The 16,301-nt window shown below is 68.8% G+C and carries 17 protein-coding genes; 7 read left to right on the top strand and 10 right to left on the bottom strand.

The window, feature by feature from the left end; genetic code table 11:
* Window positions 1-15: 15 nt before the first annotated feature.
* The gene (locus ACAM52_RS33265) at window positions 16-771 is read right to left on the bottom strand and encodes an acyl-CoA thioesterase domain-containing protein (RefSeq protein ID WP_369645668.1); all 756 of its coding nucleotides are present in this window, start codon (window positions 769-771) and stop codon (window positions 16-18) included.
* Between the two features lie 72 nt (window positions 772-843).
* Here ACAM52_RS33265 and ACAM52_RS33260 point away from each other — a divergent pair, with 72 nt between their 5' ends.
* On the top strand, window positions 844-1,476 hold the full coding sequence (locus tag ACAM52_RS33260; protein WP_095948351.1) for a TetR/AcrR family transcriptional regulator: 633 nt from the start codon (window positions 844-846) through the stop codon (window positions 1,474-1,476).
* Between the two features lie 9 nt (window positions 1,477-1,485).
* Here the strand turns inward: ACAM52_RS33260 and ACAM52_RS33255 are convergent, their stop codons facing one another.
* The 3 genes from ACAM52_RS33255 to ACAM52_RS33245 all read right to left on the bottom strand — a co-directional run bounded on the left by ACAM52_RS33255 (window position 1,486) and on the right by ACAM52_RS33245 (window position 3,617).
* Complete coding sequence (locus ACAM52_RS33255) at window positions 1,486-1,665, bottom strand: hypothetical protein (protein WP_062480395.1); 180 nt, start codon at window positions 1,663-1,665, stop codon at window positions 1,486-1,488.
* Between the two features lie 95 nt (window positions 1,666-1,760).
* Entirely contained in the window at window positions 1,761-2,642 is an 882-nt protein-coding gene (locus ACAM52_RS33250; protein WP_369645667.1) for an N-formylglutamate amidohydrolase, read from the bottom strand.
* 12 nt (window positions 2,643-2,654) lie between these two features.
* On the bottom strand, window positions 2,655-3,617 hold the full coding sequence (locus ACAM52_RS33245; RefSeq protein ID WP_369645666.1) for a tripartite tricarboxylate transporter substrate binding protein BugE: 963 nt from the start codon (window positions 3,615-3,617) through the stop codon (window positions 2,655-2,657).
* Between the two features lie 109 nt (window positions 3,618-3,726).
* Here ACAM52_RS33245 and ACAM52_RS33240 point away from each other — a divergent pair, with 109 nt between their 5' ends.
* Window positions 3,727-4,662: a LysR substrate-binding domain-containing protein gene (locus ACAM52_RS33240; protein ID WP_369645665.1), complete on the top strand. Its 936-nt coding sequence runs from the start codon at window positions 3,727-3,729 to the stop codon at window positions 4,660-4,662.
* 7 nt (window positions 4,663-4,669) lie between these two features.
* Here ACAM52_RS33240 and ACAM52_RS33235 read toward each other — a convergent pair whose 3' ends face one another.
* Complete coding sequence (locus ACAM52_RS33235; protein WP_369645664.1) at window positions 4,670-5,650, bottom strand: tripartite tricarboxylate transporter substrate binding protein; 981 nt, start codon at window positions 5,648-5,650, stop codon at window positions 4,670-4,672.
* Between the two features lie 6 nt (window positions 5,651-5,656).
* Complete coding sequence (locus tag ACAM52_RS33230) at window positions 5,657-8,626, bottom strand: DNA topoisomerase III (RefSeq protein WP_070063301.1); 2,970 nt, start codon at window positions 8,624-8,626, stop codon at window positions 5,657-5,659.
* A 192-nt stretch (window positions 8,627-8,818) separates the two neighbouring features.
* Here ACAM52_RS33230 and ACAM52_RS33225 point away from each other — a divergent pair, with 192 nt between their 5' ends.
* Genes ACAM52_RS33225 through ACAM52_RS33215 form a run of 3 tightly spaced genes read left to right on the top strand, consistent with a single transcriptional unit; the run spans window position 8,819 to window position 10,466 of the window.
* Entirely contained in the window at window positions 8,819-9,439 is a 621-nt protein-coding gene (locus ACAM52_RS33225; protein WP_095747777.1) for an SET domain-containing protein, read from the top strand.
* Window positions 9,440-9,441: 2 nt separating this feature from the next.
* Window positions 9,442-10,257 (top strand): biotin--[acetyl-CoA-carboxylase] ligase, encoded by an 816-nt coding sequence (locus ACAM52_RS33220; RefSeq protein ID WP_369645663.1) that lies wholly within the window; start codon window positions 9,442-9,444, stop codon window positions 10,255-10,257.
* A gap of 8 nt (window positions 10,258-10,265) precedes the next feature.
* The gene (locus tag ACAM52_RS33215; protein ID WP_062480380.1) at window positions 10,266-10,466 is read left to right on the top strand and encodes a hypothetical protein; all 201 of its coding nucleotides are present in this window, start codon (window positions 10,266-10,268) and stop codon (window positions 10,464-10,466) included.
* Between the two features lie 5 nt (window positions 10,467-10,471).
* Here ACAM52_RS33215 and ACAM52_RS33210 read toward each other — a convergent pair whose 3' ends face one another.
* Entirely contained in the window at window positions 10,472-11,197 is a 726-nt protein-coding gene (locus ACAM52_RS33210) for a HEAT repeat domain-containing protein (RefSeq protein ID WP_307637722.1), read from the bottom strand.
* Window positions 11,194-12,636, bottom strand: a complete 1,443-nt coding sequence (locus ACAM52_RS33205; RefSeq protein ID WP_369645662.1) for a sensor histidine kinase N-terminal domain-containing protein — start codon at window positions 12,634-12,636, stop codon at window positions 11,194-11,196. The genes ACAM52_RS33210 and ACAM52_RS33205 overlap by 4 nt, the downstream gene beginning before the upstream one ends.
* A 142-nt stretch (window positions 12,637-12,778) precedes the next feature.
* Here ACAM52_RS33205 and ACAM52_RS33200 point away from each other — a divergent pair, with 142 nt between their 5' ends.
* Entirely contained in the window at window positions 12,779-13,744 is a 966-nt protein-coding gene (locus ACAM52_RS33200) for a hypothetical protein (RefSeq protein WP_185993769.1), read from the top strand.
* Between the two features lie 26 nt (window positions 13,745-13,770).
* Here the strand turns inward: ACAM52_RS33200 and ACAM52_RS33195 are convergent, their stop codons facing one another.
* Together ACAM52_RS33195 and ACAM52_RS33190 are read right to left on the bottom strand one after the other, a co-directional pair.
* Entirely contained in the window at window positions 13,771-14,445 is a 675-nt protein-coding gene (locus tag ACAM52_RS33195) for a response regulator transcription factor (RefSeq protein ID WP_056575150.1), read from the bottom strand.
* A gap of 62 nt (window positions 14,446-14,507) precedes the next feature.
* Window positions 14,508-14,993: a MarR family winged helix-turn-helix transcriptional regulator gene (locus ACAM52_RS33190; protein ID WP_369645661.1), complete on the bottom strand. Its 486-nt coding sequence runs from the start codon at window positions 14,991-14,993 to the stop codon at window positions 14,508-14,510.
* A gap of 146 nt (window positions 14,994-15,139) precedes the next feature.
* On the opposite strand from ACAM52_RS33190, the gene recA reads away from it, so the two are divergent.
* Window positions 15,140-16,249, top strand: coding sequence for a recombinase RecA (recA, locus tag ACAM52_RS33185; RefSeq protein WP_062482792.1), 1,110 nt, complete (start codon window positions 15,140-15,142; stop codon window positions 16,247-16,249).
* Window positions 16,250-16,301 lie beyond the last annotated feature (52 nt).

Here is a 16,301-nt window from a genome sequence, read left to right as displayed (position 1 = left end):
GAAAGAGGGGCGTGTTCAGGTGGCGGCGGCGCGTTCGCGCACCACCAGCGTCTGGGTCGCGAGGCCGATCCACTCGCCCTCAGGCACGCGGAACAGGTTCAGGCTGAGGTCGGCGTTCGAGAACAGGAAGTCGGCGGGCGACAGCACCCAGCTCAGCCCGTTGCCGAAGTCGGCCGCCGCCGCCGCGCGCATCGCGGGCGAGGTGGCCACGCCGCGCACCAGCGGCACCGCGAGCCGGAACCACGCGGCGCCCGCGCCGGGCTGCGCGATGTCGCCCTGCGCCAGGCGCGACTCGACGGCGGTCTGGTGGAACGAGAGGCCGTCGGGCAGCCCGGGAATGCGCAGGCGCTCGGTGCAGTCTTCGGGCCGCGGCAGCAGTTCGCGCGGCGCGTCGCCCGCGGGCAGGTTCGCCGGCAAGGTCAGCGGCGAGGTCTTCAGCAGCAGCGCATGCGCGCGGGCCACCACCGTGTCGCCCGCGAGCAGGTCGATGCCCACGCGCACCGTGGCGCGCGAGGCCTGCGACTGCGTGCGCGTGACCAGCGGCGCCACCGGCACCGGCTTCACCAGCTCGAGCGTGAGCCGCGCCAGCTGCCAGCCGGGGCCGGGCGCCGCGCGTTCGGCGATGTGGGCGAGCAAGGCGGCAGGCGCGCCGCCGTGCTGCGCGCGCGGGTCCCAGGGGCCGCGCGAGAGGGTGTCGGGTAGCCACGCGTCGCCCTCGCCGGTGTAGACGGCGGGGGGCGTTGTCTCGGGGGCGCGGTCGGGCGAGGTCATTGCAGAATGCCTTTCGATGGGATCAAAAATTCTAGGAACAACCCGCCCCCAAGGTGTTCGGGTTCGGCGGCCATGACCGGCGCCCGCGCACCCGCCGCCGCCCCGAGGAGGAAGCCGCGCCAGTCCCGTGCGCGCCACACCTCGCAGGCATTGCAGGAAGCCTTTGTTCGGCTTTTGGTCGAGAAGGGCTACGCCGCCATCACGATCCGCGAGATCGTGGCCGTGGCGGGCACGGGCCTGGGCAGCTTCTACGAGTACTTCGAGAACAAGGAAGACCTGGCGCGCGTGTGCCTGCACCTGCGTTCCAAGGCCTTGCTGCTGGACATGCGCGCGGTCGTGGCCACGAACGAAGGCCGACCGTGGCGCGAGATCGTCGACGCGGTGATCGATGCGCAGCTCGACGCACACCGCACGCAGCCCGTGGCCTGGGGCGCGCACTACCTGCTGGAGCGCCACCTCTCCAGCCCCGAGGCCTACCGCAAGATGTACGACCGCTTCGTGGCCGAATGGGTGGGCGTGCTCGACGCGGCGGGCGACGTGAAGGCCGACGCCCCGCAGAAGAAGGAAGCGGCGCGCGTGTGCCAGACCATCATCTACGGCCTGGTCGCGCACACCCACATCGGCACGGGCGGGCGGCCCGACCTGCAGACGCTGTCACGCCAGTTGCGCGATGCGCTGCGGGGCTACCTGGCGACGGTCGCCTGAGGCTCTGGCTCAGCGCGACGACTTGTTCGTCGTGCCGCTGACGCCGGCGTCGATGGTGCCGAACACCGTCACGCCGCTGCCCGATGAAGACGTGGAGGAGGACGAAGACGGCGACGGCGCGGTGCCGGCGCAGCCCGAGACCAGCAGACCGGTCGCAAGGACGGCGAGGGCGGCAAGGATCGACTTCACGGCAGGACTCCAGAGAACTAAGGACGTCCCACTATAGGCCGGGGCCCCCGGCCGCCCTGTAACAAAGACACCAGCCCCTGCAGGGGCGGCGTCGTTCAGCCTGCCACGCGCGGGTCGGTCGCCAGCAGCATCTCGACCATCGAACGCAGGTCGGCTTGCAGCCGCGCAGCGCCGGCTTCGTCGAGCGCCAGCGTGGCCTCGTCCATGTAGAGCTTGCGGTTGATCTCGACCTGGATGCTGTGCCGGTTCGCCGCCGGGTTGCCGTGCCGGCGCACCAGCTCCACGCCCTTGTACGGGTGGTTGTAGTCCACGCTGTAGCCGCATGCGCGCAGGTGCTCGCACAACTTGTGCGACAGCGCCGGGTCGGCCGTGCTGCCGTCGCGGTCGCCGATCACGAAGTCCGCGTGCGCCAGCCCCGGGAAGTCGGTGGCGTGGCTGCCCGCAATGGCCGGCATCGAGTGGCAGTTGATGTGGATGCTGTAGCCGTGCCGCGCATGCGCCTCGTCGATGGCCTGGGCCACCGCCGCGTGGTACGGGCGCCAGCACTGGTCGATGCGTTGGCGCACCTCGGCCACCGTGAGCGGCCGGTCGTAGATCGGCAGGCCCTCGTCGGTGAGCTTCCAGATCAGGCCCTTGCCCAGGCGCACCTTGGACAGCACGCGCGGGTCGGTCGACACCGGGTCGGTCCACGGGCCGTCGAGCATGGTGGTGTCGACCTCGGTCATGTCGCGGTTGGCGTCGAGGTAGCTGCGCGGAAAGTGCGCCTCGATCCAGGCGGCGCCCATGTCGCTCGCGAAGGCGTAGAGCTTCTCGACGTGGGTGTCCTCGGCCCGGCGCAGCGTGGCGAGCTCGCACACGGGCCGGAAGTCCTCGGGGTAGACGGTGCCGCTGTGCGGGGAGTCCAGCACCAGCGGGGTGTGCCCGGCGACGCTGGTCACCTGGGCGCGGGTTTGAATCAGTTTCAGGACTGGATGCATAGGCGGTGTCGGTCAGTCCAATCGGATGCGCGCGAAGGCGGCCACCTTCTTCATCTTCTCGATCTCGCTCGCGATCTGCTTCGTGAACTCGGCCGGCGTGGTGCCCGAGGCATACAGCCCCTGCAGCGCGAGGCGCTCGCGCACCGCGGGGTCCTTCAGCGCGGTGGCCACGGCCTGCTGCATGCGCAGCACCAGCTCGGGCGGCGTGCCGGCGGGCGCGATCATGCCGAACCACGAGGGGTCGTTGCTGGCCGCGTAGCCCAGTTCGCCGTAGGTCGGCACTTCGGGCAGCACGTCGAGGCGGCCGCTCCAGGACACGGCCAGCGCCTTCAGCTTGCCGGCCTTCACGTGCGGCAGCGACGAGGCCACCTGGTCGAAGTACACCGGCACCTGGCCCGCGAGCACGTCGTTGATGGCCGGGCCCGCACCGCGGTAGGGGATGTGCACCATCGAGGTTCCGGTGCTGCTCTTGAACAGCTCGCCCCACATGTGGCCGATGGTGCCGTTGCCCGGCGACGCGTACGACACCTTGCCGGGGTTGGCCTTCAGGTACTTCACGAGCTCGGCGAAGCTGCCGACCGGCAGCACGGCCGGGTTGATGACGATCACGCCCGGCGCCTTCACCAGCTCGGTCACGGCGGCAAAGCCCTTGATCGGGTCGTAGGGCAGCTTCTGGTACACGGCCGGGTTCACGCCGTGCGTGGACAGCGTGGCCACGCCGAAGCTCAGGCCGTCGGGCGTGGCGCGTGCCAGCTCGGCCATGCCGATCGAGCCGCCCGCGCCGGCGCGGTTGTCGATCACCATGGGCTGCTGGAGGATCTTGGCCAGGGGCTCGGAGAGCACGCGGGCCGTGATGTCGGTGGCGCCGCCGGGCGGGAAGGGCACGACCAGGCGGATCGGCTTGCCTTGGGCAAAGGATATTCCTGGGGCGAAAGAAACGGCAGCCAGGGTGGAGAGGAAATGACGACGTTGCATGAGGGTTCTTCCAATGGAACGATGAGTGAATGTGCAAAGCTGCAGCTCACCTGAAGCAAAGGATATACCCGATATCATTCCAATCTGGAATGACTTGATGGGCTCCCCCATGCCATTGCGACGCCTCAACCCGCCCCTGAACCTGCTGCGCGCCTTCTCCACCGTGGTGCGCTTCGGTGGCGTGTCGCGCGCGGCCGAGGCGCTGCACCTCACGCAGGGCGCGGTGAGCAAGCAGGTGCAGGAGCTCGAGCGCTGGATCGGCGCGCCGCTGTTCGAGCGCAGCCGCAAGCGCCTGGCGCTCACGCCCGCCGGCGAGCGCTACGAAAAGGCGGTGCGCGCCCTGCTGGCGCAGCTGGAGGCGGCCACGCTGGAGCTCATCACCAGCGGCGACGGCGGCGGTGCGCTGCACCTGTCGACGCTGCCCACCTTCGGCGCCAAGTGGCTGATTCCGCGCCTGCCCGATTTCCAGCAACGGCACCCGCAGATCACGCTGCATTTCGTGCCCTTCGTGCACGGCTACGACTTCGAACGGCCCGAGCTCGACTGCGCCATCCTGTTCGGCGACGGCCACTGGCCCGGTGCGCGCTCGCACTACCTCGCGGGGCAGGACGTGGCGCTCATCGCCCCGCGCGCCGCGCAGGCCGAGGCCCCCATCCGCACGCCGCAGGACGTGGCGCGCTGCACCCTGCTGCGCCATGTGAGCGTGCCGCAGTCGTGGCTGCACTGGAGCGAGGCGCACGGCGTGCGCGGGCTCGACCCGTTGGCCGGGCTGCAGTTCGACCAGTTCCAGACCATGATCCGCGCCGTCATGGCCGGCATGGGCGTGGCGCTGGTGCCGCGCTGCCTGGTGCAGGACGAAATCACGTCGGGGCTGGTGGAAGAGCCGCTGCCCAACGGCGGCTACCGGGGCAGCGAGGGCTACTGGTTCTGCTACCCCGAGGGGCGCGGCCAGCTGGCCACGCTCGACCATTTCCGCCACTGGCTGCTGGCCGAGGTCGACCGCAGCGGGGAAGCGACCGTGCTGCCGCCGGTCGCGCAGAACTGAGCAGGGGCTACTCGGGCTTGGCGCCCGAAGCCTTCACCGCCGCACCCCAGAGCCCGATCTCGTTCGCCACGAAACGGTCGAATTCGGCGCCGCTCGTGGGCGCCGGCTCGGAGCCCCGGTCGCGGATGAAGCGCGCCATCTGCTCGCTCTTGAGGATGTCGGTCACTTCCTGGTTCAGCCGCGCCACGATCTCGGGCGGCGTGCCGCGCGGTGCCATCAGGCCGAGCCAGCCGACGGCTTCGAAGTTCTTCGTGCCGGCCACGCCGCTCTCGCGCACGGTGGGCACCTCGGGCAGTTGCGACGAGCGCGTGGCCGACGTCACCGCCAGCGCAACCGCCTTGCCCGCCTTGATGTGCGGCAGCGCGGCCGTCACCGAGTCGACCATCAGCGGCACCTGGTTGCCCAGGAAGTCCGCCTGCGCCGGCCCGCTGCCCCGGTACGGAATGTGCGTGATGAACACATGCGCCGCCGACTTGACCATCTCGCCCGACAGGTGCTGCGTGCCGCCGATGCCGGCGCTCGCGTAGCTGAGCTTGCCGGGCTCGGCCTTGGCGCGCGCCGTGAGCTCGGCCAGCGTGCGGATGCCGCTTTCGGGCGTGGCCAGGAACACCAGCGGCACCTTCGCGATGAGCGAAATGCCGACCAGGTCCTTGCGCGGGTCGAAGCCCGGCTTGGCGTAGAGCGTCTGGTTCACCGCCATCGCGCTGCCCGCCACCACGAGCGTGTAGCCGTCGGGCGGCGCGCGCACCACGAACTCGGTGCCGATGTTGCTGCCCGCGCCCGCCTTGTTGTCGACGATCACGGGCTGACCCAGCCGCTTGCCGAGCTGTTCGGCGAGCGCGCGGGCAAAGATGTCGGTGGCCTGTCCCGGTGGGAAAGGCACGACCAGCTTGACGGGCTTGTCAGGCCACGCGGCGGCCTGGGCCAGGCCCGCGCTGCCCAGCAGCATCGCTGCACACAGGGCGGCGGCGAGGTGTCGGCGCTGCATGCGTCGTCAGGCCGCGTCGGGCGCCGAGAGGTGCTTGCCCACGATGCCCGCGAGTTCGAACATCGTCACCTGGTCCTTGCCGAACACCGGCTTCAGCTTGGCGTCGGCGTTGATCGCGCGCTTGTTGGTCGCGTCCTGCAGGTTGTTGGCCTTGATGTAGTCCCACAGCTTCTTGATGACCTCGGTGCGCGCCACCGGTTCGGCGCCGATCACCGCGGCCAGCGAGTCGCTGGGCTTGAGGCCCGCGCCCGGCTTGCGCGGCTTGGCTGCCTTCTTCTCGGCCGGTGCCTTCTTGGCGGCGGGCGTCTTCTTCGCCGCGACCTTCTTGGCCGCCGCGGTCTTGGCGGCCGGCTTGCCGAAGGTCTTGCGCGGCGGGAACTTGCTGCCGCCTTCGCGCGGTGCGAATTCGAAGGTCACCTTGCCTTCTTCGGCGTTCCACGTGAGGAAGGCCTTGAAGGCGCGGCGCGTGCGCATCGAGACGAACTTGTCGAGCAGGTCGGTCTTGCCGGTGGCCAGCAGCTTTTCCATCTGGTCGCGCTCGACCGGCTGCTGCAGGATGATCTTGCCGGTCTTGAAGGTGCAGCTGGGGGTCGGCTGCTCGTTCGTCGGCACCGACTTCTCGCAGACGTAGTTGCTGCCGTGATCGAACACCGGCGCGCCGCAGACCGGGCACGGGCCCACGGTGTCCTGCTGGCTGAAGTCGACGATCTCGCCGCTGTCTTCGTTCTTGTCGTCGCCGAAGTCGAACTCGAGCTTCCAGTTCTTGGCTTCTTCCCCGTCGTACTTGAGGATGATCTCGGCCGTGAAGGGCCAGCCCGCCTTGGAGCGGAAGCCCTCGAGCGGGCCGATGTGCTTGTTGGCCAGCAGCTGCTCGGCCTCGGCCACCTCGAAGGTGCGCCCGGCCGGCGACTTGCCGAACGAGAAGCCGCAGGCGTCCTCGCCCGTGCCGCTCTTGCCGGTGCAGCCGTAGCGGCGGTAGTTTTCCTTCACCACGCCGCCGCAGTTCGGGCAGGGCGTGGCGAGCGTGGCGTAGTCGCCGGGCACGGTGTCGCGGTCGTACTCCTTGGCCTTCTTGACGATGTGCTCCGTCATCTCGGCGATCTCGCGCATGAAGGCGTCGCGGCTGAGCGCGCCCTTCTCCATCTGCGCCAGCTTGTACTCCCACTCGCCCGTGAGTTCGGCCTTGGACAGTTCTTCCACGCCCAGGCCGCGCAGCAGCGTCATGAGCTGGAAGGCCTTGGCGGTCGGGATGAGCTCGCGGCCTTCGCGCAGCATGTACTTCTCGGCGATCAGCCCTTCGATGGTGGCCGCGCGCGTGGCTGGCGTGCCCAGGCCCTTTTCCTGCATGGCCTCGCGCAGTTCGTCGTCGTCGATGGTCTTGCCGGCGCCTTCCATGGCGCCCAGCAGCGTGGCTTCCGAATAGCGTGCGGGCGGGCGCGTCTTCAGGCCCTTGAGGTCGGCCGACTCGTTCTGCACGATCTCGCCCGGCTTCACCGGCACGAGGCGCTTGCCGTCCTTGTCGTCTTCCTTCTCGTCGTCCTGGGCTTCCTTGCCGTAGATGGCGAGCCAGCCCGGCTTGACTAGCACTTTGCCGTCGGTGCGGAAGGGGTACTTCTTGCCGCCCTGCTCCACCGTGCTGATGCGCGTGGTCACCTGGTGCTCGGCGCTCGGGAAGAACACCGACAGGAAGCGGCGCACCACGAAGTCGTACAGCTTCTGCTCGGCCTCGCTCAGCCCGCTCGGGGCCTGCAGCGTCGGGATGATGGCGAAGTGATCCGACACCTTGGCGTTGTCGAAGATGCGCTTGTTGGGCTTGACGTAGTTGCCGTCGACCGCCTGCTGCGCGAACGGCGCCAGGTGCTTCATGCCGCTGCCGGCGAGCATCTCCATGGTCTGCTTGACGACGGGCAGATAGTCTTCCGGCAGCGCGCGCGAATCGGTACGCGGGTAGGTCAGCGCCTTGTGGCGTTCGTACAGGCTCTGCGCGAGCGCGAGCGTGGTCTTGGCGCTGAAGCCGAAGCGGCCGTTGGCCTCGCGCTGCAGCGAGGTCAGGTCGAACAGCGCGGGCGAGGCCTGCGTGGTGGGCTTGCTCTCTTCGGTGACCGTGGCGGGCTTGCCGCGCGAGGCGTCGGCGATGGCGCGGGCTTCCTGCTCGGACCACACGCGGTCGGCACGCTGCTCGGCATCGGGCTCGCCGTTGGCCAGCAGTGGCGCGTTGGCTTTCTTCCAGTCGGGGTTGAACCACTTGCCCGGGTACTGGCCGGCCTCGGCCGCGAAGCTGCCGTGGATTTCCCAGTACTCGCGCGAAACAAACTTGCGGATCTGCTCCTCGCGCTCCACCACCACCGACAGCGTGGGCGTCTGCACGCGGCCCACGGTCGTGAGGAAGAAGCCGCCGTCGCGCGAATTGAACGCGGTCATGGCGCGCGTGCCGTTGATGCCCACCAGCCAGTCGGCCTCGGAGCGCGAGCGCGCGGCGTCGGCCAGGCCCTGCATCTGCTTCTCGGTGCGCAGCGCGTCGAAGCCGTCGCGGATCGCCTGCGGCGTCATCGACTGCAGCCACAGCCGCTTCACCGGCTTGCCCAGCGGGCTCTTGCCGCCGGCGTACTGCTCGATGAGGCGGAAGATCAGTTCGCCCTCGCGGCCCGCGTCGCAGGCGTTGATGAGCTGCGTCACGTCCTTGCGCTTGGCCTGCTTGACCACGGCGTTCAGGCGCGTCTTGGTCTTGTCGACCGGCTTGAGGTCGAAGTGCGGCGGGATCACCGGCAGGTTGGCGAAGCTCCACTTGCCGCGCTTGACGTCGAATTCCTCCGGGGCCTGGATCTCGACCAGGTGGCCCACGGCGCTGGTCACGACGTAGGTGTCGTTCTCGAAATGCTCGTCATGTTTGTCGAACTTGCCGGCCACCGGCGTGAGGGCCCGGACGATGTCCTGGGCCACCGACGGCTTTTCTGCGATTACCAAAGTCTTTGTCATCTGAGGGCTCTCTATACTCTGCGGCTTCCGCGTGCGCACGCGCGCACACGCATGTGTGCATATTCAACCTAACAGACTTCGGCGATGCCTTCCAAATCCCCACTTTCCGCCGGCCGCGACAAGGAAGCCGCCCCCGTGACCGAGCCCGAGGCGCGCTCCGCCGCCACGCGCTCCGGTGGCCGGCGCATCCAGATGCGCCGCTCGGACGTCCACGGCAACGGCGTGTTCGCCCTGCAGGACCTGGCCGAAGGTGAAACGCTGATCGAATACAAGGGCGAGGTCATCAGCTGGAAAGAGGCGCTGCGCCGCCACCCGCACGACCCGACCCAGCCGAACCACACCTTCTACTTCCACATCGACGACGGCCGCGTGATCGACGGCAACGTGAAGGGCAACGACGCGCGCTGGATCAATCACTCGTGCGAGCCGAACTGCGAGGCTGACGAAGTCGATGGGCGCGTTTATATCAAGGCCCTGAGAAACATCGCTGCCGGCGAGGAACTGAACTACGACTACGGCCTGATCATCGACGAGCCGTACACCGAGAAGCTGCTGTCCGAGTTTCCGTGCTGGTGCGGCTCCGAGATGTGCCGCGGCACGCTGCTGACGCCCAAGGACGAGGACGAGGAAAAAGACAAGAAGAAAAAGAAGAAGGCCAAGAAAAAAGCCGAGAAGAAGAAGGCCGAGGCCAAGGAAGCGAAGAAGGCTGAAAAGAAAGCCGAGAAGAAAAAAGCGGACAAGAAGGCCGACAAGAAAAAGGCCGACGGCAAGAAGAAGTCCAAGGGCGACGCCCCGGCCGCCGCCGGAGACTGACGATGGGCACGACGCCGGCCAGCGCCTGGTTCGAAGACCGGATCGCCGCGACGGTCGCGCCGCTGCTGCCCGGCTTCGCGGTCGAGGCCGTGGCCGAAATCGATTCCACCAACACCGAGCTGATGCGCCGCGCGCGTGCCGGCCGCACCGACCCCGTGCTGCTCGTGGCCGAGCGCCAGACGGCGGGGCGCGGTCGTCTCGGCCGCCCCTGGCAGAGCGCGCAGCAGCCCGAGGCGCCCGCCTCCCTCACCTTTTCGCTGGGCATGCCGCTGGCGCCGGCCGACTGGTCGGGCCTGTCGCTCGCCGTGGGCGTGAGCGTGGCCGAAAGCCTCGACCCGACGGGCGCGCACCAGGTCGGCCTGAAGTGGCCCAACGACATCTGGGTGAACGACCGCAAGCTGGTCGGCATCCTCATCGAAACCGCGATGCCGCAGACGGCCCGGCCCGACGCCGCGCGCTACCTCGTGGTCGGCATCGGCATCAACATCGGCCCGCGCGAGGGCGACGGCATGCGCACGCCGCCGGCCTGGCTGCGCCAGTGGCAGCCCGACGCGTCCGCGCCCGAGGTGCTGCTGTCGCTGGCCGAGCCGCTGGTGCGCAGCGTGCTCGCCTTCGAGGCCCACGGCTTCGCGCCCTTTGCCGAACGCTTTGCGGCGCGCGACGTGCTGCGCGGGCGCGAGGTGACGCTCAGCGACGGCACCGCCGGCCTGTGCGAAGGCGTGGCCTGGGGCGGCGAGCTGCAGGTGCGCACCGACGCCGGCCTGCAACTGATCTCGAGCGACGAAGTGAGCGTGCGCCCGCGCGGCATGTCTTTCTGAGCGAGGGCATGAAGCTGCGCCTGGTCCTCATCGCCCTGCTCGCCGCCAACGCGGGCTACTGGCTGTGGACGCGCGGCGACCTGGCGGGCTTTGGGCTCGCACCCGCGGCGCTCGACGAGCGCGAGCCGCAGCGCATGGCGCGGCAGATCCACCCCGAGTGGTTGCAGATCCGCAAGGAAGCCAAGCCTTCGGGCACGCCCGCGCCCTGACCCGGTCAGGCAGCAGCCGCGCGCGCGAACATGCGCCGCGCCTTGGCCAAGGCGGCCTGCAGCTTTTCTTCGGACGGCGGCTCGTGCGAGCTCGAGCTCAGGCCGAATTTCTTTCCCGCGATTTCCTGCACCGCGACCAGGATGCCGCCCAGCACGGCTGGATCGGTCTCGGTGTCGAGCGCCTGGCGCAAGGGCTCGAGCGCCTTGGGCGCGGCGCTGCGGCGGCTGAACACGATCTGCATCAGCGCACTCGCGGCCCATCGGCGGTTCGCGGCGATGGCATCGTGCGCGAGCAGCGGCACGACCTTGGCGATGTCCGTCGTGCCGCCGAGCCAGCCGATCACCCACAGCCCCTTGCAGCGCAGCTCGTCGTGCGGCGACGCGAGCGCGGCGCGCGCCAGGGCCGCGGTCTCTTTCAGCCGTCGGCCCTTGCGGTACTTGAAGCCGCCGAGCATCTGCAGCACCGTGGCCTGCATGGCCGGGTCGGGCTCGTGGTCGAACTGCGCGAGCAGGTGGTCTTCGGCTTCGTCGCCGCGCTCGCCGAACTTGCGGCACAGCCAGTCGTAGAGCTCGCTGTCCATGCCGGTGTCGTGCAGCAGCGTGTAGTGGAAGGCGAGCGCCTCGGCTGAATCCTGTTCCAGCAGATCGGCGCCGAAGTCGAACATGTCCGACACGTCGGTGTCGAGGCGGATTTCCAGGAAGCGTTGGCGCAGCGTGTCGAGCGGATTCATTCCGACGGGGCCTCCTCGAAGCGCACGGTGAAGAGCGCGCCCGGCGGGTGTTTGCCGGGGTGCGCGTCTTCGAGCTTGACCCGTGCGCGGTGCTGGTTGGCGATCTCGCGCACGATCGGCAGGCCCAGCCCGGAGCCGTCGGCCTCGTTGCCGAGCACGCGGTAGAAGGGCTCGAACACCAGCTCGCGGTCGGCCTCGGCGATGCCGGGGCCGTTGTCTTCCACCTGCACCAGCTGCACGTGGCCGAAGGGGTCGGCCAGCACGCGCGCCGTGACCACGCCGGGGCGCTCGGGCGTCGAGGGCGTGTAGTTGAGCGCGTTGTCGACCAGGTTGCGCACCAGCTCCTTCAGCAGCGTCGGGTTGCCGTCGACCATCACGCCGGGCGCGCCGGCCTGGACGCCGTCGTAACCGAGGTCGATGCGCTTCTCGATCGCGCGCGGCACGGCCTCGCGCACCACCTCGATGGTCAGCCGCGCGAGGTCGCAGGGCTGGCAGTGCGTCATGGCGCTGGTGCCCTCGGCGCGCGCCAGCGACAGCAGTTGGTTCACGGTGTGCGTGGCGCGCACGCTGGCGCGGCCGATCTGCTTGAGCGACTGCTTCAATTCGTCGGCGTTGGCGCCCTCGCGCTGCGCCAGGTCGGCCTGCATGCGCAGGCCCGCGAGCGGGGTCTTCAGCTGGTGGGCGGCGTCGGCCAGGAAGCGCTTCTGCGTGAAGATGGAGTCGTTGAGCTTGTCGAGCAGCTCGTTCACCGACGACACCAGCGGCACCACCTCGAGCGGCACCGAGGACTCGTCGAGCGGGCTCAGGTCGCCCGGGCGGCGCTCGCGGATGCGCGCCTCGACCACCGACAGCGGCTTGATGCCGCGCACCAGCGCCAGCCAGATCAGCAGCACCGCCAGCGGCAGGATCGCGAACTGCGGCAGCAGCACGCCCTTGATGATCTCGGTGGCGAGCACCGCCTGCTTCTCGCGCGTCTCGGCCAGCTGCAGCAGCGACGGCGGCACTTCTTCGCTGCCGCTGGGAATCCACAGCGAGGCCACGCGCACCGGCTGGCCGTGCACCGTGCTGTTGTGCAGCAGGACCACGTTGGTGCCGGGCGGGTCGTCCACGTTGGGCTGCGGCAGGTCGCGCTCGCCGTGCAGCAGCGTGCCGTGGCCGTCGAGCAATTGGTAGTAGATGTGGCCCGCGTCGTCGGCCCGCAGGATCTCGCGCGCCGATTGCGAGAGCACGAACTGCGTCTGCCCGTGCTTCACCGTGACCAGCTCGGCCAGCACCTTCACGTTGTGCTCCAGTGCGCGGTCGAAGGGCGCGTTGGCGATGCCCTGCGCCACCAGCCAGGTCACGCCGATGCTCACCGGCACGAGCAGCAGCAGCGGCGTGAGCATCCAGTCGAGGATCTCGCCGAACAGGGAGCGCTGGGCGCGCTGGAAGAGCTTCAAGGGAGTTCCTGGCAAGACGAAAGAACGCGGGCGAGCGTGAACTAGTACTGCGATTCGCAGGTGTGACGTTTCATTGACAAGGTGTGACTGGTTGTAGCCTTGACGTGCAGTTTCTGCAATTCAAAAACATCAGGGAGAAATCATGAAGCAAAAGACCGTGGGCGGCTGCCCCAAGCCGCTCTGGATGGCCGCGACCGTGTTGGCCGCCAGCGTGGGTGTGACTGCATGCGGCGGTGGAGGTGGCGGGGGCGGCGGTGGCATGCCGATGCTGCCGATCGCACCGGTTCCGGCGCCCGCACCCGCGCCCTCCCCGGCCCCGGCGCCCGCGCCCGCACCGGCCGAGAACCGCGCCGCTGTGCCGGGCTCCGAGCCGTCGCCCTCGCTGAGTGCGCCGCAGCCCGGCTCCACCGCCGCGGTGGGCAATGACAGCGAAGGCATCTACGCGGGCGTGCGAGGCATTGCCTTCGTCGGCACCAACGGTTCGTTGGCAGGCAGCTTCCTCGGGGGCACGATGTGGGGTTCGCTGAAGGTCACGGGGCTCGACTGGTCGTTCAACCCGGACACCGAGTTGTATGTTCCGCCCAACGCATATCCGGTGACGGGCTCGGGCACCTTCACGCCGAAGAAGTCGGTGGATGGCACCTACGCCTACGACAACCGCAGGCCGTCCGATGTCGGCCCGCTGGCCTACACGATCGAGAACGCGCTGGCGGTGTCGCAGGCGAGCATGACCGGCACGTGGTCCAACACCGACAGCAGCCCGAGCCTGGGCGTGACGGTGCAGGTCGACGGCCAGGGCGTGTTCACTGGCAGCACGAGCGGCGTGCAGATCGGCCAGTGCACGCTCTCGGGCACCGTCGTCCTGGCGCAGCCCGGCTCGGCCAAGAACATGTACAGCCTCACGCTGAAGGCCGTGAATGCCGCCACGGCCAGCACCAACGACTGCAAGCTCACCCCCGCCGCCACCGGCAGCTATGCCGGGCCGGCCATCATCGGGCTGGTGCCGGCGGGCGTGTACGACAGCAACGGCTACTTCCGCAGCCTCATGTTCCTGATCCGTTCGAACACCGGCGCCACGCTGCTCGTCAATCTGCGCAAGCAGCCCTGACGGCATTTCGCGCGGGCGGGGCACGCTCAACCGGGAATCTTCTCGAGGCAGTAGCCCAGCCCGCGCACCGTCGCGATGCGCACCGGTCCCTTCTCGATCTTCTTGCGCAGGCGGTGGATGTAGACCTCGATGGCGTTGATGCTCACCTCTTCGCCCCATTCGCACAGCCGGTCCACCAGCTGGTCCTTGCTGACCAGCCGGCCGGCGCGCTGCAGCAGCACCTCGAGCAGGCCCAGTTCGCGCGCCGACAGCTCGATCATCTTGCCGTCGATGGTCGCCACGCGGCCGGCCTGGTCGTAGACCAGCGGGCCGTGGCGGATCGCGTTGCTGGTGGCGCCCATGCCGCGCCGCGTGAGGGCGCGCACGCGCGCCTCGAGCTCCTGCAGGCTGAAGGGCTTGGCCATGTAGTCGTCGGCGCCGTGGTCCAGGCCCTTGACGCGCTCTTCCACGCTGTCGGCCGCCGTGAGCACCAGCACCGGCAGCTGCGAGCCGCGCGCGCGCAGGCGCTTGAGGATCTCGATGCCGTGCAGGCTGGGCAGCCCGAGGTCGAGGATCAGCAGGTCGAACTCGCTGTGGGTCATGAGCGCGGTGTCGGCCTGCGAGCCGTTGGCCACATGATCGACCGCCGCACCCGAGGTGCGCAGGCTGCGCAGCAGGGCATCGGCCAGCACCTGGTCGTCTTCGGCAATCAGTATTCGCATGAGCCACCTCCGGCGGATTCAGGCGCCATGCCGGCGCAGTTCACATTTGTCTCAACGCGAGTCTAGCCCGCTGTGTAGGCTTCGAGTCCGATGGTTACCACGGTGGCGATCTCGTCGCCCACGCTGGCGCGGAACTCGCGCTCGGTCTGCGTCACGGCGCGGCGGAAGGCGTCCAGCCAGGCCAGCCCGTCGGCCGTGAACAGCACGCGCCGCGCGCGCGCATCGAGCGGGTCGGGCCCGCGCGTGACCAGCCCCCAGGCCTCGCACTGGTCGACCAGCGTGCCCATGGCCTGCTTGGTCATGCCGGCGCGATCGGCCAGCTCGGTCAGGCGCGAGCCCTCGCGCGCCAGGTGCCGCGTGATGTGGATGTGTGCCGCGCTCACCTGCGCGCGCGCCGCGAGGTTGGACAGCGCCAGCGGCACGTCGATGTCGTGCGCCATGAGCGCCAGCACGCGCTCGTCGAAGCGGCGCATCGCATGGCCCAGCAGGCGGCCCAGGTGGGTCTGGCGCCAGGCGTCGGGATCGGTGGGAAAGGCGGGGTCGGCCATGGCCTCAGATGGTAAGGCAAACTGACTTTAAAGTGGGTTTGAGAATCGCCATGAGCCCCTACACTACTGTTCAAGCATCCAGCCTGTGGTTAAAAGCAGATGGATGAACCCCGACACAAACCGTTGATATTCAAGGAGATTTCCACATGGACGCAGTCGTCAAGGGCGCAAGCATCTCGGTCGCCAACAGTGAAAAGGCCAAGGCCCTGCAGGCCGCGCTGGCCCAGATCGAAAAGCAGTTCGGCAAGGGCACGATCATGCGCCTGGGCGAAGGCGAGGCGCTGGAAGACATCCAGGTGGTCTCCACCGGCTCGCTGGGCCTGGACATCGCCCTGGGCGTCGGCGGCCTGCCCCGTGGCCGCGTCGTTGAAATCTACGGCCCGGAATCCTCGGGCAAGACCACGCTCACGCTGCAGGTGATCGCCTCCATGCAGAAGCAGGCCGGCACCTGCGCCTTCGTCGACGCCGAGCACGCGCTCGACGTGCAGTACGCCCAGAAGCTCGGCGTGAACCTGTCCGACCTGCTGATCAGCCAGCCCGACACCGGCGAGCAGGCGCTCGAAATCGTCGATTCGCTGGTGCGCTCGGGCGCCGTCGACCTGATCGTGGTCGACTCGGTGGCCGCGCTCACGCCCAAGGCCGAAATCGAAGGCGAAATGGGCGACTCGCTGCCCGGCCTGCAGGCCCGTCTGATGAGCCAGGCGCTGCGCAAGCTCACGGCCACGATCAAGAAGACCAACTGCATGGTCATCTTCATCAACCAGATCCGCATGAAGATCGGTGTGATGTTCGGCTCGCCCGAAACCACCACCGGCGGCAATGCGCTGAAGTTCTACGCCTCGGTGCGCCTGGACATCCGCCGCATCGGCACCATCAAGAAGGGCGACGAAGCCATTGGCAACGAAACCAAGGTGAAGGTGGTGAAGAACAAGGTCAGCCCGCCGTTCAAGACGGCCGAGTTCGACATCCTGTTCGGCGAAGGCATCAGCCGCGAGGGCGAGATCATCGACATGGGCGTGAACGCCAAGATCATCGACAAGTCGGGCGCCTGGTACGCTTACAACGGCGAGAAGATCGGCCAGGGCCGTGACAACGCCCGCGAATTCCTGCGCGAGAACCCCGACCTGTCGCGCGAAATCGAGAACAAGGTGCGCGAGTCGCTGGGCATTCCGCTGCTCGCGGCCGACGCCGGCAGCGAACCCGAGAAGGCCGAGAAGCCCGCCAAGGCATCGAAGGCCGACAAGGCGGCGGAGTAAGTGAGACGAAGCGGCCTTCGCGTGTTGCGTGGGCCGCCTGAGCGACCCACCA

It is taken from the genome of Variovorax sp. V118, from assembly GCF_041154445.1.
Classification (GTDB): Bacteria; Pseudomonadota; Gammaproteobacteria; order Burkholderiales; family Burkholderiaceae_C; genus Variovorax; species Variovorax boronicumulans.
Note: the sequence above shows the minus strand (reverse complement) of the source record. Positions and strands in the feature narration are given on the sequence as shown.